The organism is Sphingomonas sp. SUN019 (assembly GCF_024758705.1).
In the GTDB taxonomy this organism is placed as follows: domain Bacteria; phylum Pseudomonadota; class Alphaproteobacteria; order Sphingomonadales; family Sphingomonadaceae; genus Sphingomonas.
In genome coordinates this window covers 3362278-3385447 of sequence record NZ_CP096971.1, presented here as the reverse complement: position 1 = coordinate 3385447, position 23170 = coordinate 3362278, and the positions used below count along the sequence as shown (strand labels likewise).

20 protein-coding genes are annotated in these 23170 nt (G+C 66.1%); 11 read left to right on the top strand and 9 right to left on the bottom strand.

The window, feature by feature from the left end:
• The first annotated feature begins 182 nt into the window (after positions 1 to 182).
• The 3 genes from M0208_RS16275 (at position 183) to M0208_RS16265 (ending at position 4547) form a co-directional block, all read left to right on the top strand.
• Complete coding sequence (locus M0208_RS16275; RefSeq protein WP_258892713.1) at positions 183 to 2516, top strand: TonB-dependent receptor; 2334 nt, start codon at positions 183 to 185, stop codon at positions 2514 to 2516.
• Between the two features lie 160 nt (positions 2517 to 2676).
• Positions 2677 to 3414, top strand: a complete 738-nt coding sequence (locus M0208_RS16270; protein WP_258892712.1) for a LuxR C-terminal-related transcriptional regulator — start codon at positions 2677 to 2679, stop codon at positions 3412 to 3414.
• A 68-nt stretch (positions 3415 to 3482) separates the two neighbouring features.
• On the top strand, positions 3483 to 4547 hold the full coding sequence (locus M0208_RS16265; RefSeq protein WP_258892711.1) for an alcohol dehydrogenase catalytic domain-containing protein: 1065 nt from the start codon (positions 3483 to 3485) through the stop codon (positions 4545 to 4547).
• Here M0208_RS16265 and M0208_RS16260 read toward each other — a convergent pair.
• Positions 4539 to 5774 carry an N-acetylmuramoyl-L-alanine amidase gene (locus tag M0208_RS16260; RefSeq protein WP_258893288.1) on the bottom strand — a complete coding sequence of 412 codons (1236 nt, stop codon included), beginning with the start codon at positions 5772 to 5774 and terminating at the stop codon, positions 4539 to 4541. The genes M0208_RS16265 and M0208_RS16260 overlap by 9 nt on opposite strands.
• A 467-nt stretch (positions 5775 to 6241) precedes the next feature.
• On the opposite strand from M0208_RS16260, the gene M0208_RS16255 reads away from it, so the two are divergent.
• From M0208_RS16255 to M0208_RS16235, 5 genes are all read left to right on the top strand, one after another.
• The gene (locus M0208_RS16255) at positions 6242 to 8887 is read left to right on the top strand and encodes a ribonuclease E/G (RefSeq protein ID WP_258893287.1); all 2646 of its coding nucleotides are present in this window, start codon (positions 6242 to 6244) and stop codon (positions 8885 to 8887) included.
• A 370-nt stretch (positions 8888 to 9257) separates the two neighbouring features.
• Positions 9258 to 10592 (top strand): M48 family metalloprotease, encoded by a 1335-nt coding sequence (locus M0208_RS16250; RefSeq protein ID WP_258893286.1) that lies wholly within the window; start codon positions 9258 to 9260, stop codon positions 10590 to 10592.
• 10 nt (positions 10593 to 10602) lie between these two features.
• Positions 10603 to 11325 (top strand): DsbA family protein, encoded by a 723-nt coding sequence (locus tag M0208_RS16245; protein ID WP_258892710.1) that lies wholly within the window; start codon positions 10603 to 10605, stop codon positions 11323 to 11325.
• A 62-nt stretch (positions 11326 to 11387) separates the two neighbouring features.
• On the top strand, positions 11388 to 12317 hold the full coding sequence (locus tag M0208_RS16240) for an ABC transporter ATP-binding protein (RefSeq protein ID WP_258892709.1): 930 nt from the start codon (positions 11388 to 11390) through the stop codon (positions 12315 to 12317).
• On the top strand, positions 12314 to 13075 hold the full coding sequence (locus tag M0208_RS16235) for an ABC transporter permease (RefSeq protein WP_258892708.1): 762 nt from the start codon (positions 12314 to 12316) through the stop codon (positions 13073 to 13075). The genes M0208_RS16240 and M0208_RS16235 overlap by 4 nt, the downstream gene beginning before the upstream one ends.
• Before the next feature lie 162 nt (positions 13076 to 13237).
• On the opposite strand, the gene M0208_RS16230 is transcribed toward M0208_RS16235, so the two are convergent.
• From M0208_RS16230 to M0208_RS16215, 4 genes are read right to left on the bottom strand one after another with little or no spacing between them, the layout of a single operon-like run.
• Entirely contained in the window at positions 13238 to 13933 is a 696-nt protein-coding gene (locus tag M0208_RS16230; RefSeq protein ID WP_258892707.1) for a CPBP family intramembrane glutamic endopeptidase, read from the bottom strand.
• Positions 13934 to 13935: 2 nt separating this feature from the next.
• Positions 13936 to 14904, bottom strand: coding sequence for a class II fructose-bisphosphatase (gene glpX / locus M0208_RS16225; protein WP_258892706.1), 969 nt, complete (start codon positions 14902 to 14904; stop codon positions 13936 to 13938).
• A gap of 26 nt (positions 14905 to 14930) precedes the next feature.
• Entirely contained in the window at positions 14931 to 15746 is an 816-nt protein-coding gene (gene dapD, locus M0208_RS16220; RefSeq protein WP_258892705.1) for a 2,3,4,5-tetrahydropyridine-2,6-dicarboxylate N-succinyltransferase, read from the bottom strand.
• Entirely contained in the window at positions 15743 to 16408 is a 666-nt protein-coding gene (locus M0208_RS16215; protein WP_258892704.1) for a pyrimidine 5'-nucleotidase, read from the bottom strand. Before M0208_RS16215 ends, dapD begins: the two co-directional genes overlap by 4 nt.
• A 257-nt stretch (positions 16409 to 16665) precedes the next feature.
• On the opposite strand from M0208_RS16215, the gene M0208_RS16210 reads away from it, so the two are divergent.
• Complete coding sequence (locus M0208_RS16210; RefSeq protein ID WP_258892703.1) at positions 16666 to 17664, top strand: LLM class flavin-dependent oxidoreductase; 999 nt, start codon at positions 16666 to 16668, stop codon at positions 17662 to 17664.
• A 144-nt stretch (positions 17665 to 17808) separates the two neighbouring features.
• Here the strand turns inward: M0208_RS16210 and M0208_RS16205 are convergent, their stop codons facing one another.
• The gene (locus M0208_RS16205) at positions 17809 to 19173 is read right to left on the bottom strand and encodes a sensor histidine kinase (protein WP_258892702.1); all 1365 of its coding nucleotides are present in this window, start codon (positions 19171 to 19173) and stop codon (positions 17809 to 17811) included.
• A 63-nt stretch (positions 19174 to 19236) separates the two neighbouring features.
• On the opposite strand from M0208_RS16205, the gene M0208_RS16200 reads away from it, so the two are divergent.
• Entirely contained in the window at positions 19237 to 19491 is a 255-nt protein-coding gene (locus tag M0208_RS16200) for a hypothetical protein (protein WP_258892701.1), read from the top strand.
• A gap of 4 nt (positions 19492 to 19495) precedes the next feature.
• On the opposite strand, the gene M0208_RS16195 is transcribed toward M0208_RS16200, so the two are convergent.
• From M0208_RS16195 to M0208_RS16185, 3 genes are read right to left on the bottom strand one after another with little or no spacing between them, the layout of a single operon-like run.
• Positions 19496 to 20161, bottom strand: coding sequence for a response regulator transcription factor (locus M0208_RS16195; protein ID WP_258892700.1), 666 nt, complete (start codon positions 20159 to 20161; stop codon positions 19496 to 19498).
• Between the two features lie 43 nt (positions 20162 to 20204).
• Positions 20205 to 20489 carry a hypothetical protein gene (locus tag M0208_RS16190; RefSeq protein WP_258892699.1) on the bottom strand — a complete coding sequence of 95 codons (285 nt, stop codon included), beginning with the start codon at positions 20487 to 20489 and terminating at the stop codon, positions 20205 to 20207.
• Between the two features lie 58 nt (positions 20490 to 20547).
• Positions 20548 to 21603: a mannose-1-phosphate guanylyltransferase/mannose-6-phosphate isomerase gene (locus M0208_RS16185; RefSeq protein ID WP_258892698.1), complete on the bottom strand. Its 1056-nt coding sequence runs from the start codon at positions 21601 to 21603 to the stop codon at positions 20548 to 20550.
• A 177-nt stretch (positions 21604 to 21780) separates the two neighbouring features.
• Here M0208_RS16185 and M0208_RS16180 point away from each other — a divergent pair, with 177 nt between their 5' ends.
• Positions 21781 to 23169, top strand: coding sequence for a TIGR03013 family XrtA/PEP-CTERM system glycosyltransferase (locus M0208_RS16180; RefSeq protein ID WP_258892697.1), 1389 nt, complete (start codon positions 21781 to 21783; stop codon positions 23167 to 23169).
• Position 23170 lies beyond the last annotated feature (1 nt).

The window sequence follows — 23170 nt, the reverse complement described above, 5'->3', positions numbered from 1 at the left end:
GTGGCTCGCGTAGCGAGACGGAGGGGTGTCACCCTATCGAGAGCGCGATACCCCTCCGGCGCTTCGCGCCACCTCCCCTTGCAGGGGAGGATTCCGGTTGATTAGCCAGATTCCGCCCATCGCTGACCCCTGCCCCGCTGGCGTATTTTCTCTTGCTGGCGAAAATCAGGGGAGGACATACGATGCGCAAGGGATGGCTGACCGCATCCGCCGCCGCGGTGATCGTCGCGGCCGGATCGGCGCAGGCGCAGGACGCGCCGCCCGCACCTGATGCGACCGCGGCGCAGGCGACTCAGATCGCGCCCGACGACATCATCGTCACCGCCAACCGCCGCGAACAGAATCTGCAGTCGGTCGGCATCTCGATCAGCGCGCTGACCGGCGAACAGATGCGCGCGCTGAACGTCAATACCGCGCTCGACATCGCCAACACCTCGCCCAATATCGAGATCATCCGGTCCTACGCCGCGCCCGGTTTCAACACCCAGATCACGATCCGCGGCGTCGGCCAGCCCGATTTCCAGGACACGACGGAGGCGACCGCCACCGCCTATGTCGACGATTTCTACATGATCGGCGCGGGGCAGGCCGATTTCCTGTCGTTCGACATCGCGCGCACCGAGGTGGCGCGCGGGCCGCAGGGCACGGTGCAGGGGCGCAATTCGACCGCGGGGTCGATCAACTATTACACCAACCGCCCCGAATTCGACGACACCAGCGCGCGCCTGCTGGGCACGGTCGCGATGTTCGGCACGTTCCGTAGCGAAGGAATGGCGAATTTCGCGATCAGCGACAGCTTCGCGATCCGCGGCGCGTTCTCGTTCGATCACGGCGACGGATATCTGCGCAACATCAACCCGGAATCGACGTGGCGCGACGGCGGCAAGAGCAAGTTCTGGGCGGGGCGACTGCAGGCCTATTACAAGCCGAACGAGGATTTCTCGCTGTTGCTGAAGGCCGAATACGGCCGGATGGGGCCGGTCGCGGCGGGCAATGAAAAGGCCTATCCGGTCGGCGCGATTCCCGGCCTGCCCGGCACCTATGCGCTGGCGACCGATGCGTTCGGGCAGAACCAGGCCAATATCGGCGCGAGCGAGACCGACGTCACCAACGCCAACGGCGCGAACGAAATCTCCAGCAAGATGCAGCATTATCTGGCGACGATGACGTTCCGCGCCAGCGATACGCTCAGCTTTACCGCGCTGGGCGGGTATCTCAAATCGAACAAGTACAGCGTCGAGGATTGCGACCATACGCCGCTAGCGATCTGCAATTTCTCCAACCAGTCGCGCTCGACGCACTGGATGACAGAGGCGCGCGGATTGTTCGATTCGGGGCCGTTCCGGTTGACCTTCGGGGGCAATTATCTCGACCACAAGATCCGCACGACGTCGGGCACGCCGTTGTTCTTCAGCCCCGACATCACGCCGTTCGTCACCAGTTACTACGGACAGGGCTTCCTCGACCGGCAACGGCTGAAAAGCTACGCCTTCTTCGGGCAAGGCGAGTTCGACATCGGCGATCGCGTCACGCTGATCGCGGGCGTGCGCTACACGCATGACGACAAGGTGCTCGACAGCATCGACGCGTTCACGCTCGACATTCCGCTGACCACGCCGCTGCCGCGCACGATCGAGGCGTTCGAGGCGTTCCGGCAGCAGGTGTTCGCATCGCCCGGCGCGGTGTTCACCATCCTCAACCGGCAGGCGAACGGCGACCTGGCGGTGTTCAACAAGGGGCTGTTCAACGCCAACGCGCAGGTCAATTTCAAGCCGAGCGACGACGTTCTGCTCTACGCCGGATACCGCCGCGGGGTGAAGAGCGGCGGGTTCATCACCGGCAACGTCGCAGGCACCGATCCCGCGCTGCGCCCGTTTAAGGAGGAAACCAACAACGCTTACGAGGTGGGCGTGAAATCGACCTTCGCGAACGGCGTCGTCCGCTTCAACGCCGCGCTGTTCTACTATGATTATCAGGATATGCAGAACACCAGCCTGATCGGCATCACCAACGTCATCACCAACAACGATGCGAAAATCTACGGCGGCGAGGCCGAACTGACGCTGCGCCCGATGCCGGGGCTGAACATCTTTGCGGCGGGCGGCTATGTCCACACCAAGGTGCAGGACATCTTCAACCCGACCGGCGCGGTGCCGATCCTGTCCGACAACCGGCTGCCGCTCGCGCCGCGCTTCACCGCCAACGCGCGCGTCCGCTACGAATGGGATTCGCTGGGCGGCGGGTTGTTCGTGCAGGGCGCGGCACGTTACCGCACGTCGATGTTCCGAGATTCGCTGAACAATCCGTCGACGCGTATCCCGTCGATCTTCGTCGCCGACGCGCTGGCCGGGTATAATGCGCCCGACGATCGTTGGGGGCTTAGCGTGTACGTCAACAACATCTTCGACACGCGCCGCCCGATCAACCTGTTCGACGTGTCCGCGGTCGGCAACAGCGGGGAGGTCGTCTATAATTTTCCGCGCTGGGCCGGGGCAACGCTGTCCGTCCGTTTCTGAACGATACTTCCCACCTGACCGGCCGCGCCCTTCAAAAATGGGCGCGGCCGGGCTTGTTTGATCTATGCTCCACTTCGCGATATAGTCGGGCAGTATCGTCCGACAATATTGGACGACGGGAAAGCGCCCGTAAAGCGGCGCGCCTGGGAGGAGAGCGACCATGCGGCCACGCCCCGACATCGTTTCGCTGACCGGTCAGATCGTGGCCGACTGTACCCTCGATACCGCGTCGATCTTCTTCTACGACGAAACGTGCGGCGTCCCCGCTTTGTCGTACCTCCATCACGTCAACGTCAGCGAAGAGGCGCAGCATTGCTATGCCGAGCGCGTGTTCGAATCCGATCCGTTCACGCGGTCGTTGCTGGTCGATGACAGCGGCGGACGCGGCCGGTTCGTGCGCTGGGGCGAACGGTCGCTCGCCGCGCGCGCCGATCATGCGCCCGATTATCGCGCGTTCCTGTCGCAGCATGGGATCGACGTCGTCGGGGCGTGGACGCGCCGCCTGACCCCGCATTTGTGCCTGATCGTCGGCACCCACCGTGCGCGCACCACGAAGCGAAGCGGCGACGTGCCGGTCGCGTTGCTCGAACACCGGCTCGGGACGCTCGCCGACCTGGTGGCGACGCAATTGTTCGAGGAGGTGACGGCGCGCGAGAGCGGTTGTCTCGCGTTGCGCCATGCACTTGGTGGCGCGGACGAGCCGCCGACACTGGGCCTCACCGCGCGCGAGGCGCAGATCGCGAACCTGATCTGCGCGGGCAAGCAGAACAAGGAAATCGCCTATCTGGTCGGCCTGTCGCAGTTCACGATCGAGAACCATTTGCGCCGCATCTACCGCAAGCTTCACATCCACAACCGCGCCGCACTGGTCGCGCGAATGTCGCGCCAGCTCCACTGACGGAGATTTGTCCCTGAACGCGTGCGCGCCGCCCGCGTAGAACCGCCGCTGGTCGGGAGGAGCGGGACATGAAGGCGGCGGTGCTGAGGAATGCGCGGATCGCGGTCGAGGACGTGCCAGAACCGCAGCCGCAGCCGGGCATGATGATGGTCCGGCCGCTCGCCTGCGGTATCTGCGGCAGCGACCTGCACGCGCGCGACCATGCGCCGCATCTGTGCGGGCTGCTCCACCGCGCCGGTTTCCGCGGCTTCATGGACCCCGCGCGGCCGGTGGTGATGGGCCACGAATTCTGCTGCGAGGTGCTGGAAAAGGCGGGCGATTTCCGCAGCGGCGACCGCGTCGTCGCGCTGCCGTTCCTGACCGGCCCGACCGGCGTCGAACTGCTCGGCTATTCGAACAGTTTCTACGGCGGGTTCGCCGAACGGATGCTGCTGCAGCCCGAGGCGAGTTTTCGCGTGCCGGACGATGTGCCCACGCCGGTCGCCGCGCTCACCGAGCCACTGTCGGTCGCGGTTCATGCGGTCGCGCAGGCGCAGCCTGGCCCCGACGACGCCTTCGCGGTGATCGGTTGCGGACCCGTTGGGCTGTTCGTGATCGCACGGCTGCGCGCGTTGGGCCTCGCCCCGATCCTGGCGATCGAGCCCGATCCCGTCCGCCGCGCGATGGCCGAGCGGATGGGCGCCGACCTGGCGGTCGCGCCGGGGCCGGAGGGTGCGGCATGGTGGAACGATCTCGATCTGCCGCTCGGCCTGTCCGACGCGATGGCGATCGATCCGGCGGTGCGCCGCAAATCGCGCGCAGTGCTGTTCGAATGTGTCGGGAAACCGGGGATGCTGATGCGCATCGCGACCGACGCGCCGGTCGGCGCGGTGATCGTCGTCATCGGGACGTGCATGGAAAGCGATGCGATCGAACCCGCCTTCCTGATCCAGAAGGGACTCAGGCTGCAGTTCGTCTTCGCCTATGACGCCGCCGAATTCGCCGACGCCTTTGCGATGATCTGCGCCGACCCCGACGCGCTCGCGCCGATGGTGACGGGACAGACCCGCCTGTCAGGCGTGAACGACGCGTTCGACACGCTGATCGGCGGAGGCGCGATCAAGCTGATGGTGACGCCGTCACTTTCACCGTGATGCCATTCGCCGCGCGAAATAGATTTCCACCGCGCGCTTCACGCTCTCCGCGATCTTCCCCCGCCCCTCGCGGCTGTCGAGAAACGCGGCGTCCTGCGGGTTCGAGATGTATCCCGTCTCGAACAGGATCGACGGCGTATCGGGGGCTTTCAGCACCATCAGCGAGGCCATGCGGTGGAAGTTCGGCTTCACCGGGATCAGCGGTCGCGCCTCGCGTCCCAGCAGTCGCGCGAAGCCCGCGCTGGCGTTCATCGTCTCGCGCTGGGTCAGGTCGATCAGGATCGACGACACATCGGTCGCGGCGTCCAGGTCGATGCCGTTGATGATGTCGGACTTGTTCTCGCGCGCCGCCAGTCGAGCGGCTTCCTTGTCCGATGCGACCTCCGACAGGGTGTAGGCGGTCGCGCCCGATGCATCCCCCGCCCCGACACTGTCGCAGTGGATCGAGATGAACAAATCGGCCTTCAGTTTCCGCGCGATGCCGTAGCGTTCGCGCAACACCAGATAACGGTCGTCACCCCGCGTCAGCGCCACGCGCACCCGCCCGCTGGCCAGCAATTCGTCGCGGATCGCCTGCGCGACCTTCAGCGTCACGTCCTTTTCGCGCAGGCCGCTCTCGGGATTGATCGCGCCGGGATCGACTCCGCCATGCCCCGCGTCGATCACCACCAGCGGCCGCGTCTCGTCACCCTCGACCCGCGGCAGGACCGATTTCCGCGCGGGCGGGACGGGTACCGAAATCTTGTACTTCGGCCGCGCGCTGCCCCAGTTGATGCCCAGGAATGACAGGGGCGACGCGGCGCTGGCCGCGGCGAAGCGGCGTTCGTTCACCGGCTTCAGGTCTAGCGACAACGACCGCCCGTCCGCCGCGAACTCACCCCCCGACACGATCATCGGCTGGATCAGGTCCAGCACCACGCGCGCGCCGTCGGTCCCGCGCCACCCCTGTCGCACCGCCGATACCTCGCCGCCCGGCTCGCCGTGCCGCCCCGGCTTCGCGCCGTCGACGTCGATCGCGATCCGTTGCGGCCCGTCCAGGATGAAACTCGACGCCCGCGCCACCGCCTCGTCGAAGCGGATGACGACGCGGCCGTCCGCGATCTCGACCCGTTCGATCGTCGTCGCCCAACCGGGCGCGCCGAACAACACACCGACCGCCATGAGGATCACCGCCGACACGGCCCGACCATGCCGCGCACCACCCCCGTCGGTCCAGCGAAAAGCCATCTTACGCACTACCTTATACCCTGCGTGACCGTCGTAGCGGTCAGGGTTTCAAGGCGTGGTTGCCGGGCGCGGTTAATCGCGCGGTAGGCAAGTTTTTGCCGGTGATCCGGCAAGGTTCTGCCAGTTGATGCGGGTCGCGTCCGGTGCTAGTCGTGACGATAACCGGAAAGGTGCGTGTTCTCGCACCTTGTTCCCCGGCCCACCGCCCGCCCGGCGTTCAATCGGGACGGGCCTTCAGGTTGACGTTCGAATGTCGCATTTTCCCCGCCCGCTGATCCGCCCGGCACGTGCCGGCGGTGCGGTTGCGGGGCTGTCCGCGGGCGATGCGCCCCGGCGTGCGCGGCGAGCGAAGGCATTTTTCGTACTCAGCGTGACCGGCCATGTCTGGCCGTCAGCGCCCCCTTATCGCGTGAGCCCGCCGCCCGGCGGCGTGTGCCGCGCCCGGAGAATAACATATGACAACGCGTATGCTGATCGACGCACGCCACCGGGAAGAAACCCGTGTGGCGGTGGTCAAGGGTAACCGGATCGAGGAATTCGATTTCGAGAGTGCCGAGCGCAAGCAGCTCAAAGGAAATATCTACCTAGCCAAGGTCACCCGCGTCGAGCCGTCGCTGCAGGCGGCGTTCATCGACTACGGCGGCAATCGCCACGGGTTCCTGGCGTTCAGCGAAATCCATCCTGATTATTACCAGATCCCGAAGGAGGATCGCGACGCGCTGCTGCGTGAGGAGGCCGAACACGCCGCCGAGGAAGCCGAACTGCGCGCGGCGCAGGACGACGACGAGGATCACGACGATCACGACGAGGCCGAGGACGCTGGCTTCGAGGATGATCGCGGTCACGGCGACGAGGACGACACGCCCGATGCCGAGGGTTCGGCCGACGCCGCGCCGCGCCGGAAGTCGAACGGTAACGACGATCAGGTCGAGGCGCTGCGCCAACGCCGCATGAACCTGCGCCGCCGCTACAAGATTCAGGACGTGATCCGCCGCCGTCAGGTGCTGCTGGTGCAGGTCGTCAAGGAAGAGCGCGGCAACAAGGGCGCGGCGCTGACGACGTATCTGTCGCTCGCCGGCCGTTATTGCGTGCTGATGCCCAACACGTCGCATGGCGGTGGGATCAGCCGGAAGATCAGCAACGCGGGCGATCGCAAGCGGCTGAAGACGATCATGGCGGACCTGAAGCTGCCGCCGTCGATGGGCTGCATCGTCCGCACCGCGGGCCTCCAGCGCACCAAGGTCGAGATCAAGCGCGACTTCGATTACCTCGCCCGGCTGTGGGACGAAATTCGCGAGAAGACGTTGTCGTCGGACGCGCCTGCCTTGGTCTATGGCGACAGCGATCTGATGAAGCGCGCGATCCGCGACATCTACAACAAGGACATCGACGAGGTGATCGTCGAGGGCGACGACGGTTATCGTCAGGCGCGCGAGTTCATGAAGCTGCTGATGCCCAGCCACGCGCGTCGCGTGAAGCATTACAGCGATCCCGTACCGCTGTATCAGCGCGCGGGCGTCGAGGATCAGCTGGCCGCGATGTACCATCCGGTCGTGCAGCTGAAATCGGGCGGCTATCTGGTTATCAACCCGACCGAGGCGCTCGTTTCGATCGACATCAACTCCGGGCGTTCGACCCGCGAACACAATATCGAACAGACCGCGACCGCGACCAACCTTGAGGCCGCACAGGAAATCGCGCGCCAGCTGCGGCTGCGCGACATGGCGGGCCTGGTGGTCATCGACTTCATCGACATGGACAATAATTCCAATGTCCGGAAGGTCGAGAAGGCGATGAAGGAGGCGCTGAAGGACGATCGCGCGCGCATTCAGGTGGGTCGCATTTCGTCGTTCGGGTTGATGGAGATGAGCCGCCAGCGTCTGCGCACCGGGGTGCTTGAGGCGTCGACCCGCGCCTGTCCGCATTGCGAGGGCACTGGCCTCGTTCGCACCGCATCGTCGGCGGGGCTGTCCGCGCTGCGCCTGATCGAGGATGAGGCCGCTCGTGGCCGCGGCTCGCTGCTGACGCTGCGCGCGTCTGTCGAGGCGGCGGTCTACGTGCTGAACCGCAAGCGCGCCGACATCGCCGAGATCGAGGATCGCTACGGCGTGCGCGTCGAAATCCTGCCCGACGGTGAGCAGGAAGGCGCACGGATGAGCGTCGAAGCCTCCGGTCCGCCGCCCGCCTACGCCCCTAAGTTCGAGGCGCTGGTCGAGGAGGAAGAGGAGGATTTCGACGAGGTCGAGATCGAGGAAGAGGACGAGGCCGAAGAGGAAGAGGCGCAGGAGGCGCGCGCGCCGCGTGCGGAACGCGCCGAACGCCCCGAGGGTGATCGCGAAGAACGCGAGGGCGGCCGTCGCCGCCGCCGTCGTCGCGGCCGTCGCGGTCGTGCGCGGACTGAGGGTGAAGAGCAGGCCGAGCGCGGTGAAGCTTCCGAAGGCGATGCCGAGGTCGAGACCGACGGCGAACAGGACGAGGTCGAAGCGACCGGCGAAGTCAGCGCCGACGCCGAACGCGAAGGCCGTCGTCGCAGCCGTCGCGGACGCCGTGGTCGTCGTCGTGAGGGTGGTGGCGAAGGGGCGAAAGCTGGCGAAGCGCCTGCGAGCGACACGGCCGAAGCCGAGGCAGCGCCGGAGTTCGTCGGCGAAGCGCCCGTCGCAGTCGAGGAAGCGCCCGCCCCACGGACGCGCCGTCGTCCCGGCGCCCGCGCCAATGCGCCGGTCGTGGCGGCCCCGGTAGAGGCCGCTCCGGTCGAGGCTGACGCCGAGGCGTCCGCACCGGTCGCCGAAGATGCGCCGAAGCCCAAAAGGTCGCGCCGCAAGAAGGCCGACGTCGTTGCCGAAGAAGCGATTGCTCCGGTGATCGAGCCGGTCGCGGAGGAGCCGGTCGCCGAGGACGCGCCCGCCAAGCCGAAGCGCACCCGCCGCAAAAAGGCCGACGCGCCGGAGGCGGCGGTAGCCGAGGTGGCTACGCCTGCTCCCAGCGTCGCTCCCGCAACTGCGGCACCGGCGAACGACGCTGCGGAAGGAGCGGCCGACGGCGAAGAAGGCGGCGGCACCAACGCCGACGGCTCCCCCCGCCGCGGCTGGTGGCAGCGCACCTTCGGGGCGTAAGCGGCGGTAAATGCGCCGCATCGAAGCACAGGCTTCCAGGCCTGTCCTTCGATGCGGGCGTTTCCGGCTCTCTGGCACCCGATCTCCCAACCATCACCCAGCCTCCGCTGGGGTGATGGTTTTTGAGGCTCGACCGCGGCCCCGACCCCGTTCGTGCTGAGCGAAGTCGAAGCACACGGGCCGTGGATCATTCCACACCGGTTCATGCAAACCGCCGCATACCCCCGGCTACCGCGTCGGACTGTCCTACACGGTCACGTTGTGCTGTAAGGCGTTCATGGCGTTGAACATCACCACCCTGCGGTCCGGCAAAACAGCGCCAGCGTCTCAACATTCTCAACATTCGCCGTTCTGGCGGCACTTGCTGGCGATGATCGCGGTCGCGATTCTCGTGCTCGCCCAGCCCGCGCGCGCGCAGTCGGTGCTGCGCGATGCCGAGACCGAGGCGCTGCTGGCCGACATGACCGCGCCGCTGATCACCGCCGCGGGCCTCAGCCCCCGCGACGTGAAAGTCGTGCTGATCAACGACGATTCGATCAACGCTTTCGTCGCGGGTGGGCAGGTCGTCTATATTCATTCCGGTACATTGCAGGCGGCAAAAACCGCCAATGAGGTTCAGGGTGTGATCGCGCACGAGCTGGGCCATATCGCCGGTGGTCACGTCGTCCTTGGCGATCGCGGAACTAAGGCTGCGACCGGCATCTCGATCCTCAGCCTCGTGCTCGGCCTCGCGGCGATGGCGGCGGGCGGCGGAGAAGCGGGAATGGGCGTCCTCGCCGCGGGGCAACAGGCGGCGATGAGCAATTATCTCTCGTTCTCGCGCGCGCAGGAGGCGTCGACCGATGCGGCGGGCGCGCGCTACCTCAACGCAGCCGGGATCAGCGGCAAGGGTTATCTGAATTTCTTCAAGCAATTGCAGCAGATGGAATATCGCTACGGCATCTCGCGCAAGATGGAATTCATGCTCGACCATCCCGTATCGAGCGAGCGCGTCGCCAACCTGACCGAAACGATGGAGGCATCCCCCGCCTGGAACAAGCCGCTCAATCAGGATTGGGAAGAACGGTTCAAGCGGGTGAAGGCGAAGCTCGACGGTTACCTGATGCCGCCCCCGCAGGCGCTGCAGAAATATCCCGACAGCGACCAGTCGATCTACGCGCATTACGCGCGCGCCTACGCCTATCACCGCGCCGGCTATCCCGACAAAGCCAATGCCGAAACCAACGCGCTGATCGCCGCCAAACCGAGCGACCCCTATTTTCTGGAGATAGAGGGGCAGATACTGCTCGAGGCGGGCAAGCCGAAGGATGCGCTTCCCCCGTTGCGCAAGGCGTTTCAGGGGTCGGGCAGCAACCCGCTGATCGGCACCACGCTCGGCCACGCCCTGATCGCGACCGAGGATCAGGCGAATTTCCCCGAGGCGACGAAGGTGCTGCGCACTGCGGTCGCGCGCGACGATCAGAACCCGTTCGCCTGGCTGCAGTTGGGCACCGTCTATGAACGCACCGGCGACACCGCCCGCGCTGCCCTCGCCAGCGCCGAACGCGCCAGCATGGTCGGCGACAGCCCGACCGCCGCGCTAAGCGCGCGCGCCGCGCTCGCCGGGATTCCCCCCAACACCCCCGACTGGATTCGCGCGCAGGACATCGCGATCACCGCGCAAAACGACATCCAGGACAATCCGAAGAAGTTTAAACGCAAATGAATCCCCTCTTATGAACCAACGCATGATGATGCTCGCGCTCGTCGTGATCGGCGCGGCGTTCGGCGCGGGCGGGATGTGGCTGGCCGCGCGCGTCGCGCCGGGCGACCTGACCACCGCCAATCGCGCGCAGGTGGAACGCGTGGTGCGCGACTATGTCCTCGCCAATCCCGAGCTGATCCCGCAGGCGATGCAGAAATTGCAGGAGCGCGAGACGGGCAAGGCGGTTTCCGCCAGCCGTGGCAAGATCGAACAGCCCTATGCCGGGGCGTGGATCGGCAACCCGAACGCCGACGTCACGCTCGTCGAGTATTTCGATTACAATTGCGGGTATTGCCGCGCCAGCCTGCCGGTGATCGAGCGGTTGGTGGCGGGCGACAAGAACCTCCGCGTGGTGTTCCGCGAGCTTCCCGTCCTAGCGGAATCGAGCCGCAGCGCCGCGCGCGCCTCGCTCGCCGCCGCCGCTCAGGGCAAATACAAGGCGTTCCACGACGCGCTCTATGCCGCCGGTCCGGTGACCGACGCGACGATCGCCGCGACCGCGCGCAGTACAAGTGTCGACATCGCACGTTTGCCTGACGATGCGGACGCGGAGATCGCGAAGAACCTGTCGGTCGCCGCCACGCTCGGCATAACGGGCACGCCGAGCTGGGTCGTGGGCGACCGCGTCCTCTCCGGCGCGGTGCCGATCGAGCAATTGCAGGACGCGATCGCCGCAACGCGCGCCAAATCCTGATAAGGGGGGTTGCGGCACAGGCGTCGCGCACCGACCTTTGCGGTAACAAATCCAGGGGCCGCATGACCGAAACGATCCTGAGCGTCTCCGGCGTCTCGAAGACCTACGCCGGCGGCGTCACCGCGCTTCACACCGTCGACCTCGACATCCGCAAGGGCGAGATTTTCGCGTTGCTCGGGCCGAACGGTGCGGGCAAGACGACGCTCATCTCTTGCATTTGCGGCATCGTCACGCCGTCCTCGGGCACGATCACCGTCGCGGGGCATGACGCGCAGCGCGATTACAAGGCGGCGCGCCGCGCGATCGGGCTGGTGCCGCAGGAATTGTCGGTCGACATGTTCGAAAGCGTGCTGGCGACCGTCACCTTCAGCCGCCGCCTGTTCGGGCGGTCTGGCCACAGCGACTACATCGAACAGGTGCTGCGCGACCTGTCGCTGTGGGACAAGCGCCACGCCAAGATTATGGAATTGTCGGGCGGAATGAAACGCCGCGTGCTGATCGCGAAGGCGCTGGCGCACGAACCTGACGTGCTGTTCCTCGATGAACCCACAGCAGGCGTCGACGTGTCGCTGCGCCGGGATATGTGGAAATTGGTCCACAAGCTGCGCGACCGCGGCGCGACGATCATCCTTACGACGCATTACATCGAGGAAGCCGAGGAAATGGCCGACCGCGTTGGCGTCATCAACGGCGGGAAACTGCTGCTGGTCGACAGCAAGGCCGCGCTGATGACGAAGCTGGGGAAGCGCGAACTGGACCTGACATTGGTCGAGCCGATGGACGCGGTGCCCGACGGGCTTGAACAATGGAGCCCCGCATTGGTCAACGACGGTCACACGCTGCGCTACGTCTTCAACGCGACCGAGGAACGTACCGGCATCCCGTCCTTTCTCCAGCGCGTCGGCGAACTCGGCATCGCGTTCAAGGATCTGGAGACCTCGAAATCGAGCCTGGAAGACATCTTCGTCGACCTGGTGGGGGAACGCGCATGAACCTGCATGGCATCTGGGCGATCTATCGCTTCGAAATGGCGCGGTTCGGGCGGACGATCTGGACCAGTCTCGCCGTCCCGGTCATCACCACGACGTTGTATTTCGTCGTCTTCGGCACCGCGATCGGCAGTCAGATGAGCCAGGTGTCGGGCGTGCCGTACGGCGCGTTCATCGTGCCCGGACTGATGCTGCTCGCGATCTTTTCCGAAAGCATCATGAATGCGAGTCTGGGCATCTACATGCCCAAATTCACCGGCACGATGTACGAACTGCTGTCCGCGCCGCTATCGCCGATGGAGACCGTGCTGGGCTATGTCGGTGCGGCGACGACGAAATCGGTGCTGATCGGGCTGGTGATCTTCGCCACCGCGCATCTGTTCGTCGACCTGCCCGTCGCGCATCCGGTCGCGATGCTCGGCTATCTGGTGTTGATCGCCGCGACCTTCTGTCTGTTCGGTTTCACGATCGGCATCTGGGCGAAGGGATTCGAGCAATTGCAGGTCATCCCCCTGCTCGTCGTCACGCCGCTGACGTTCCTCGGCGGGGCCTTTTATTCGGTGTCGATCCTGCCCGAACCGTGGCGGACGATCACCCTGTTCAACCCGGTCGTGTACCTCATCAACGGCTTCCGCTGGACCTTCTTCGGGACCAGCGACGTAGCGCTGGGCGTGAGCCTGACGGTGACGATCGCGTTTCTGTTCGCCTGCCTCGCCGCGATCTACGCGATCTTCCGTACCGGCTGGCGGCTGAAGGCCTGATCTCAAGCCGCGATCAGGGTAATCGCTGCGGTCCCGGCAAACGCCAGTACCGCGAAAAACCCCGCCGTGACGTATCTCAAGCGCATCCGACGTCCCATCGCAGCGTTTCTGTGCGGTGCAGCATAAGCCTGATACGAACGAAAAGCTTGGACGGATGCGACGTCAGTCGCGTCGCCACGCCCCCGTCACGGCGGGACGGATCACCAGACTGTTAAGATCGACCAGAACGTGCGCCAGAATCGCCAGCCAGAGGCTGCCGCTGGCGAGGTACAGCGCCGCGAACACCGCGCCGAGCGCGGTCGTGGCAAGTACGCCGGCCGGTCCCTGATAGCGGTGCGCCGCCCCGAAGATCGCCAGCGCGACCAGTTGCCCAGCAAGCAGACTGCCGGTCGCCAGCGTAGCGAGCAACGGGAGAACCAACCGGAAGAACATCTCCTCCGACACGCCCGCCAACACCGCCAGCAGCGTCGTCCAACCAAGCTCCCGCCGGTTGCGGGGATTGAGCCAGCCGATCTCCCCCAGCACAGGCCCTCGCCGCCCGGTGCGCCGCCATCGCCGCCGGGCCAGGAGCGCCCCGATCACCGTCCCGCCAGCGACACCGACCGCCAACGCGGGCAACAGGTCGGCGGCATCGCCGGTCCATCCCGCCACGACGAACTCGCCCGGCATGACGACCAGCGCCCCGCCCCGCCCGATCAGCAACAGCGCCGCCAGCGCAGGCACCGCAAACCCAGCGACCTGTTTCACCGCCGCGGTCGCATAGGCCGCATCCCGCCCCTTGCCGGGCAAACGGAGATGCGTGCGGACCAGCCAGCTCGCCGCGACGAGAGCGATCACCAGCGCCGCGGGAACCAGCATCGTCAGATGCGGTGTTCGCCCTTCACCCAGCGCACCGTGCCCGACGACGCGCGCATGACGACGCTCTCGGTCGTCATCTTGCCCACGCGCCGCTTGACCCCCGCCAGCAGCGACCCGTCGGTCACGCCGGTCGCCGCGAAGATGCAGTCGCCGCGGGCCAGTTCGGTCAAATCATACTGCTTGTCGAGATCGGTCACGCCCCATTTGCGGGCGCGCGCGCGTTCGTCGTCGTTGCGGAACAACAGGCGGCCCTTGAACTGCCCGCCGACGCAGCGCAGCGCCGCGGCCGCCAGCACGCCCTCCGGCGCGCCGCCCGATCCCATGTAGATGTCGATCGTGGTGTCGGGGTTGGTCGTCGCGATCACCCCCGCCACGTCGCCGTCGCCGATCAGCATGATGCCGCAGCCAACCGCACGCAGTTCGGCGATCAGCTTTTCGTGGCGCGGGCGATCCAGCACGCAGGCGATGATGTCGCGCGGCTCGACGCCCTTGGCCTTGGCGACCGCCTTCACGTTCTCGGTGGGGGAGCGATCGAGGTCGATGATGCCGTCGGGATACCCCGGCCCGACCGCGATCTTGTCCATGTACACGTCGGGCGCGTTGAGCAGCCCGCCCTCTTCCGCGATCGCCAGCACGGCCAAGCTGTTCGGCCCCGCCGTGGCGCAGATCGTGGTGCCCTCCAGCGGATCGAGCGCGATATCGATCTTCGGCCCCTTGCCGATCGCGGAGCCGACCTTTTCGCCGATGAACAGCATCGGAGCCTCGTCCCGCTCGCCCTCGCCGATCACGACGGTGCCGTCCATATACAGATCGTTCAGCGCGGCGCGCATCGCCTCCACCGCGGCGGCGTCGGCAGCCTTTTCGTCGCCGCGCCCGACGAGCGTGGAGGCGGCGATCGCGGCGGCCTCGGTCACGCGGACCATTTCGAGCACGAGCACCCGGTCTAGCACCTGGCTGGCGGTTGTTGGCATCTCTATCCCCTTTTCATTCGCGCAGATCAGTCGCGCAGCAGTTCGTTGATGCTGGTTTTCGAGCGGGTGCGTTCGTCGACGCGCTTGACGATCACCGCGCAGTAAAGTCCCAGATTTCCGCCAGTCGAGCCGGGCACCACTACGGCGTACGGCGGCACTTCGCCGCGGAAGATTTCGCCGCTCTCACGATCGATGATCTTAGTCGACGCGCCGAGATAGACGCCCATCGACAGCACCGCGCCTTCGCCGACGCGGACACCCTCCGCCACTTCGGAGCGTGCACCGATGAACGCGCCGTCGCCAATGATGACGGGGTCGGCCTGTAGCGGCTCCAGCACGCCGCCGATCCCAGCGCCGCCCGAGATATGGACGTTGCGGCCGATCTGCGCGCATGATCCGACCGTCGCCCAGGTGTCGACCATCGTGCCTTCGCCGACATAGGCGCCGATGTTGACGAAGCTGGGCATCAAGACCGCGCCCTTGCCGACGAACGCGCCGCTGCGGACGACGCTGCCGGGCACCGCGCGGAAGCCCGCGGCTCGGAATTCGGCCTCGGACCAGCCGCTGAACTTCGACGGCACCTTGTCGTACCAATGGCCCGCGCCGGGGCCGTTATCGATAAGAGAATTGTCGTTGAGACGGAAGCTGAGCAGCACCGCCTTCTTGAGCCATTGGTTGACCCGCCAACCACCCTGCCCGTCCGGTTCGGCGACCCGCGCGGTCCCGGCATCAAGCTGCGCTAGCGCCGCATCGACCGCGCTGCGCACCGCGCCGCCGGTGTTCAGGCCTATGTCGGCACGGTCTTCCCAGGCGGCGTCGATTGTTTGCGGAAGTTCACTCATACCCGCTCCGTTATTGTCTGTAGCCACGTCGTAAGGTCGTGGATGTGGTGATCGACGTAACTGCGATCGGCGTCGTGATGCTGTTCGGAACCGTTGTCGACCCACACCGTCGTCATCCCGATCGCCTTGGCCGGTTTCAAATTGCGCGCCATATCCTCGAAGAAGATCGCGGTGTGCGGATCGATGTCATACGCCGCGCAGAGCCCGGCATAGGCGCTTTCCGCGGGTTTGGGCTTCAGGTCCATCGCGTGGATGTCGTGGACCGCCTCGAAACTGCCGCTCAGGCCGAGCCGGTCGAGCACCTTCAGCGCATAGGGCGCATCGCCGTTGGTGAAGACAAGTTTGCGCCCCGGCAGCGTCGCGATCGCGGCGGCGAGCGGCGCGTCATGTTCGAGCACGTCCATCTCGATATCATGGACGTAGTCGAGGAAGGCGTGCGGATCGACCTCGTGCTCGGTCATCAGCCCGGCGAGCGTCGTGCCGTGGCCGAGGAAATATTCCTTCTGGATGCGGTGCGCTTCCTCCGGCGAAACCTGCAGGAAATCGCCGATGAAGGCGGTCATCTTCGCATCGATCCGCGCAAACAGGTTCGCGCTCGCGGGGTACAGGGTATTGTCGAGATCAAAGATCCAGGTGCGAATGTGATCGAGACCGGGCGGCATGGTGCGGGGCTGTAGGTCGCGGGGGTGATGGGGGCAAGGCGCAACCCAATTCCTCCCCGGCACGGGGAGGGGGACCGCGACGCGCAGCGGCGTGGTGGAGGGGCAGCCACGCGCGCTGGTCCTGCTTGGCTGCCCCTCCACCGTCTGCGACGGTCCCCCTCCCCGTGCCGGGGAGGATTTGGGTGGTAGCTTTGATTGCCGCGCGCAAAGCCCGAACCGGGTAGCGTTCCGCAACCCTTGCCCCCACATCTCTTTCCATGACCGCATATTCCCTGCTCGATCTCGTGCCCGTCGTCGAAGGCGGTTCCGTCCCCCAGGCACTGGCCAATGCCGCCGACCTTGCGCGCCACGCCGAAAGCCTCGGCTTCAACCGTTACTGGGTCGCCGAACATCACGGCATGGCTGGGATCGCGTCGGCCGCCACCGCGGTGGTGATCGCGCACGTCGGTGCGGCGACCAATACGATCCGCGTCGGCGCGGGCGGGATCATGTTGCCGAACCACGCTCCGCTGCAGATCGCGGAGCAGTTCGGGACGTTGGACGCATTGTTCCCCGGCCGGATCGACCTTGGCCTCGGCCGCGCGCCGGGATCGGACCAGCGCGTCGCGCAGGCGATCCGCCGGACGCTCGACAGCGATCCAAACGCTTTCCCGAACGATGTGGTCGAACTGCAGAGCTATTTCGCCGACGACGGCCGCACCGGGATCGTCGCGACGCCGGGTGCAGGCGCTAACGTCGACCTGTGGATTCTGGGGTCGAGCACGTTCGGTGCGCAAGTGGCCGCGATCGTCGGCCTGCCCTACGCCTTCGCCTCGCATTTTGCGCCCGATGCGCTCGATCAGGCGCTGGCGATCTATCGCCGCGACTTCCGGCCCTCGGCGCAATTGGACAAGCCGTATGCGATGGCCGGGTTCAACGTGTTCGCCGCAGACACAGACGCGGAAGCCGAGTTTCTCGCCAGTTCTCAGCAGCAAGCGTTCGTTGCGCTCAGGACCGGCAATCCGGGCAAGATGAAGCCGCCGGTCGAGGGCTATCGCGACAGCCTGCCGCCGCAGCACGCGGCGATCCTGGATCATGTGCTGCAATGTTCGGCGGTTGGCGCGCCGGCGAAGGTCGCGGCCGGCATCGCGGCGTTCGTCGAGCGGACCGGCGTGGACGAGGTGATGCTGACGAGTTCGGTCTTCGACCATGAGGCGCGGAAGAAAAGCCTGACGGTCGCGGCGGGGGCGATGCAGGAGTTGAGGGTGGCTGCCTGAACAGATCCTCCCCGGCACAGGGAGGGGGACCGCGACGCGCAGCGGCGGGGTGGAGGGGGCTCTCCGCGAGCGAGTCTGCTGTGGCACGCCCCCTCCACCAGCCTGCGGCTGGTCCCCCTCCCCGTGCCGGGGAGGATTTTTAGCCTACCCCGCCGCCGGCAACCTTAACCGGACCAGCAACCCGCCCAGATCTTCGCTCTCCTCCAGCGACACCGTGCCGTCGTAGATTTCCGCAACGTCACGCACGATCGCCAGCCCCAGCCCCGTCCCCGGCTTCCCCGAATCGAGCCGTACCCCCCGGTCGAAAATCCTCTGGCGGTCTTCCTCCGGGATGCCGCGTCCGTCGTCCTCGACCATGATCTCAACGAACCCGGCCTGCACGCCGACCGTGACGAACACGCTGCCGCCGCCGTATTTCGCGGCGTTTTCGACCAGATTGCCCATCATCTCGTCGAGATCCTGCCGCTCGATATGCGCGATGGCGGTCTTCACGCCGTCCATGTCGATGCGGACGTGCGGATAGAGCCGGGCGACGGCGCGATCGACCGATTCGACCGAGGGCCACACCTCCGCGCGGCTGTGCGCCGACCCCCGCCGGCCGACGGCGCGGGCGCGGGCGAGGTGGTGGTCGACCTGCCGCCGCATCGTCCGCGCCTCGCGCACCACGGTGTCGGCCAGATCGTCGCTGCCCGCGGTAGCGGCGTTCATGATGACGGTCAGCGGGGTCTTCAGCGCGTGCGCGAGGTTGCCCGCGTGACGGCGGGCCTCTTCCGCCTGCGTCTCATTGTGCGCGACCAGCCCGTTCAGCTCCTCGACCATCGGGGCGACCTCGATCGGCATCTTGCCCGCGATGCGGTTCGCGCGGCCGGCGCGCATCAGCGCGATTTCGTCGCGGAGCTGACGGAGCGGCCACAGCCCGTAGAAGGTCTGCAGCGCGGCAAGGATCAGCAGCCCGATACCGAGCAGCAGGAAACTGCGCACCAATGTCCGCCGCAATGTCTGTATCTGCGCGTCGAGGCCGTCGCGGCTTTGCGCGACCTGGAAGCGCCAGCGCACAGTCGAGCGCGGCAGCGTCACGTCGCGTTCGACGACGCGGATCTTCTCGTCGGCGAATTGTTCGCTGTCGTAGATATGGACAGCGCGGTCGTTGTGCGCCGCGCCGAAGCCGAGCTGGCGATCCCATAAGGAACGCGACGGAAAAACCTCATGCCCCTTTGCCGACACCTGCCAGTAAAGCCCCGAATAGGGTTCGAGGAAGCGCTGATCGGCGGGCTCGCGATTGAAACTCACCTCACCGATCGGGTCGATTTCGGCCGAGACAAGCAGGGATCGCAGGACATATTCGAGCTGATCGTCGAAATTCTGCGTGACCGCGCTGGACAGCACGCGATCGAGCGCGAAGCCGCCGCCCGCCAGCAGCACGACGATCCACACCGCCGCGATACCGATCATCCGGCGGCTGAGCGAACCGCCGCCTTTGACGGGCCGTATCGTCGCATCTGCGCTCATCCCGCCGCGTCCGGGAACCGGGTGGTCGCGGCGACGTTCACGCCAAGGGCAAGGGGATCAGCGATGTCGCGACCGAAGACAAACCACGCCGCGCTAATCGTCGCCGGGCTGTCCGGCGCGCTGGCGAGCATGGCTGGCGGTTTTCTCATCGCTTCCTATACCATTTCGGGGATCACCCCGGCCTATGCCACGCCGCCCCGGCCCGAACGCATGACGGCGCGGGTCGTGCCGCCGTCGGACGACTGGCGCGAGGCAAACTATCGCCACATCGGATTGTGGGACGAACCGGTTCCGGACGCGAGCGACACAAGCCTGTAACGCATCAGGCCGCGGGATCCTCCAGGCTGTAGCCGAGGCCGCGGATCGTGGTGATGACGTCCTGCCCCAGTTTCTTGCGGATACGCGTGACGAACACCTCGATCGTGTTCGAATCGCGATCGAAATCCTGATCGTAGATATGTTCGATCAGCTCGGTGCGGCTGACCACTTTGCCCTTGTGATGGAGCAGGTAGCTGAGCAGTTTGTATTCCTGCGCGGTCATCTTCACCGGTTCGCCCGCGCGCGTCACTTTGCCGCTGCGCGTGTCGAGCCGGATGTCGCCCGCGGTAAGTTCGGACGACGCATTACCCGATGCGCGGCGGATCAGCGCGCGCAGGCGGGCGATCAGTTCCTCGCTCTGGAATGGTTTGGCGACATAATCGTCCGCCCCCGCGTCCAGTCCGGCGACCTTGTCGGACCAGCTGTCGCGCGCGGTCAATACCAGCACGGGCATCGTCTTGCCCTCTTTGCGCCAGCGATCGAGCACCGTCAGTCCGTCGATCTCGGGCAGGCCGAGGTCGAGCACGACCGCGTCGTAATTCTCGGTCGAGCCAAGAAAATGCCCCTCCTCACCATCGGTGGCGAGGTCGATCGCATAGCCTGCGCCCTCCAGCGTGTTCTTCAACTGCTGACCGAGATTGGGTTCGTCCTCGACGATCAATACCCGCATGAAACTCTCCGTGTTGCCGCAGGCATCGCCCGGCGAAGGAACTCTATCGGCCGCTCCGGCCGATCACCTGGCCCGATCGTCCGTCGACCTCGACCCAGATGACATTTCCATCGCGCAGGAACTTCAGCGTGTAAACGCCGCTCGGCATTTCGAGGTCGAACCCAAGATACTGCGCGTCGCCCATCGTGGGGATGATCCGGCGTTCGACCTCGCGGATTTTCATCACGCCCTCGCGCCGCGCCTGCGTCGCGGCCAGCCCGTCGCGACGCTGGTCGACAGGCGCGGCGGCGGCGAGCGCGATCAGCGAGAGGGCGGCGAACATCGTCATGACGGGTCGCATAGGCGGCGGCTATTGAACAGCCTGTGAATAGCGGAGAAGTGGCGGATTAATCGTCCTTCATCGCCTCGAGCAGCTTCTTCACGTCCTGGCTGCGGCCGCGCGGCAGGATCAATATGTCATCGCCCGACGCCACGACGATCAGGTCGCTGACCCCAACGATCGCGATCCGCGCGCCGTCGGACTGGATCAGGCAGTTGCTGGTGTCGAGCGCGACGACGCGGCCGCGCGTGGTGTTGCCCGCCCCGTCCGCGGCGCTGATCGCGTGCAATGCGTCCCAGCTGCCGACGTCGTTCCAGCCCATCGCGACCGGAACCACTGCGACGCGTGCGGCCTTTTCCATCACCGCATAGTCGATCGATTCGGACGGTGAGGCGGCGAAGGCGGCGGCGTCGGGGGTGATGCGGTTGCCGGTGCGGTCTGCCGCTTCCATCGCACCCTGCGCGGCGTCCAGCATCGCGGGGGCGTGTTCGGCGAGCGCGTTCAGGAACGCGTCGGCGCGGAACAGGAAGATGCCGCCGTTCCACGCATGGTCGCCGCTGGCCAGCATCGTCTCCGCGATCGCGCGCGGCGGTTTCTCGACGAAGCGTTTGACCGCGTGGACGCCCTCGCCCAACGCTTCGCCGATCTGGATATAGCCATAGCCCGTTTCGGGCGCGTCGGGGGCGATGCCAAACGTCACCAGCCAGCCGTCGGCGACCAAGGGCAGCGCGGCGACGATCGCGGCGTGGAAGGCGTCGATGTCGCCGATGACGTGATCCGACGGCATCACCAGCAACGGCGATGCGCCGTCCGTCGCCGCCAGTGCGGCGAGCGCGATGGCGGGGGCGGTGTTGCGCGCGACCGGCTCCAGGATCAGCGCCTGCGGGGCGCATGTCGCGGCGGCGAGCTGTTCGTCGATCATGTCCGCGTGGCGCACGTTGGCGACGACGATCGGCGCGGCATAACGTTCGCCCGCGGTGCGCTGCGCAGTCAATTGCAGCATCGTCTGTTCGGCGGTCAGCGCCAGCAACTGCTTGGGCCTTTCGGGGCGCGACATCGGCCACAGACGGGTGCCCGATCCGCCCGACAGGATGACGGGGACGATCGGCGCGGCATTCGACATGGATTTCCCCCGGTATGACGGCCGCTTACCCGCGACGCTCCCGGTGCTCATACGGGCTGCGCGTGCAATGTGCGAGCGGCAGATCGCGATCCCGCGCATTCACGCTTCGTTTGCCAATATCTGCGACAGCGTGTGTCGGATTACCTTACACCAGCGCGATCGGACCCGCCTCAAGCCATGATAAGGGTGTTCAAGCATTATGTGCCGAACGCGGTGCTGTTGCTGGCGGCGATCGACCTGATCCTGCTGCTGCTGTCGGCGGAATTGGGCTGGCTGCTGCGCGCGTGGCAGATCGACATGGGCGTCGAGCCGGTGTGGACGCGTATCCCGCAATTACTGTCGTTCGCCGCCCCGCTGCAGATCGCGATGGTCGCGGTCGGGGTGTATGGGGCGGACGTGCTGGTGTCGGTGCGGCAGGCGACGATGCGGCTGATGGTGGCGGTGTCGCTGGGCGTCATCTTCCTGAGCGTGCTGTTCTTCCTGTTTCCCGCCATCACCTTCTGGCGATCGACCCTGTTCTTCGCGATGCTGATCGCGGTCGCCGCGCTGGTGCTGGTGCGCGCGGTATTCGGGCGCATGCTGGGCAGCGAGCGCCTGCGCCGCCGCGTCGTCGTGCTGGGTGCTGGAGCCCGCGCGGCACGGTTGCAGGCGCTGGCGGCGTTGCCGGGGGCGAGCTTCGTCGTTGCCGGGCACGTCGCGATGGGCGAGCCGACGATCGAGGTCCGGCAATCGGTTCCGCGTGGCGCGATCGACAATCTAGCCGACCATGTCGTGTTCCTCGGTGCGACCGAAGTGGTGCTGGCGATCGAGGAACGGCGCAATTCACTGCCGCTGAAGGATCTGCTGCGGGTGAAGACGACCGGGGTCCACGTCTCCGATTTCTCCAGCTTCATCGAACGCGAGACCGGGCGGATCGACCTGAAGAGCGTCAATCCGTCGTGGCTGATCTTTTCCGACGGCTTTTCGTCGGGCCGGATGCTGTCCAGCGCCTTCAAACGCGCGTTCGACATCACCATCAGCCTGCTGCTGCTGGTCTTAGCTCTGCCGCTGATCCTGTGCACCGCCGTCGCGATCAAGTTGGAGAGCAAAGGGCCGGCCTTCTACCGCCAGCGCCGCGTGGGGTTGTTCAACGAGCCGTTCGATATCCTGAAACTGCGATCGATGCGGCAGGATGCGGAGGTCGCGGGGAAGGCGGTCTGGGCGGCCGAGGACGATCCGCGGATCACGCGCATCGGGCGCTTCATCCGCAAGGTGCGCATCGATGAACTGCCGCAATGCTGGAGCGTGCTGAAGGGCGAGATGAGCTTCGTCGGCCCGCGCCCCGAACGCCCGCAATTCGTCGACGATCTGGAACGCGAACTGCCGTTCTATGCCGAACGCCATATGGTGAAGCCCGGCATCACCGGCTGGGCGCAGATCAACTATCCCTATGGCGCTTCGATCGAGGATTCCCGCAACAAGCTGGAATACGACCTGTATTATGCCAAGAACTATTCGCCGTTCCTGGACCTGCTGATCCTGCTGCAGACGTTGCGCGTCGTCCTGTGGCCGACGGGGGCGCGGTGAC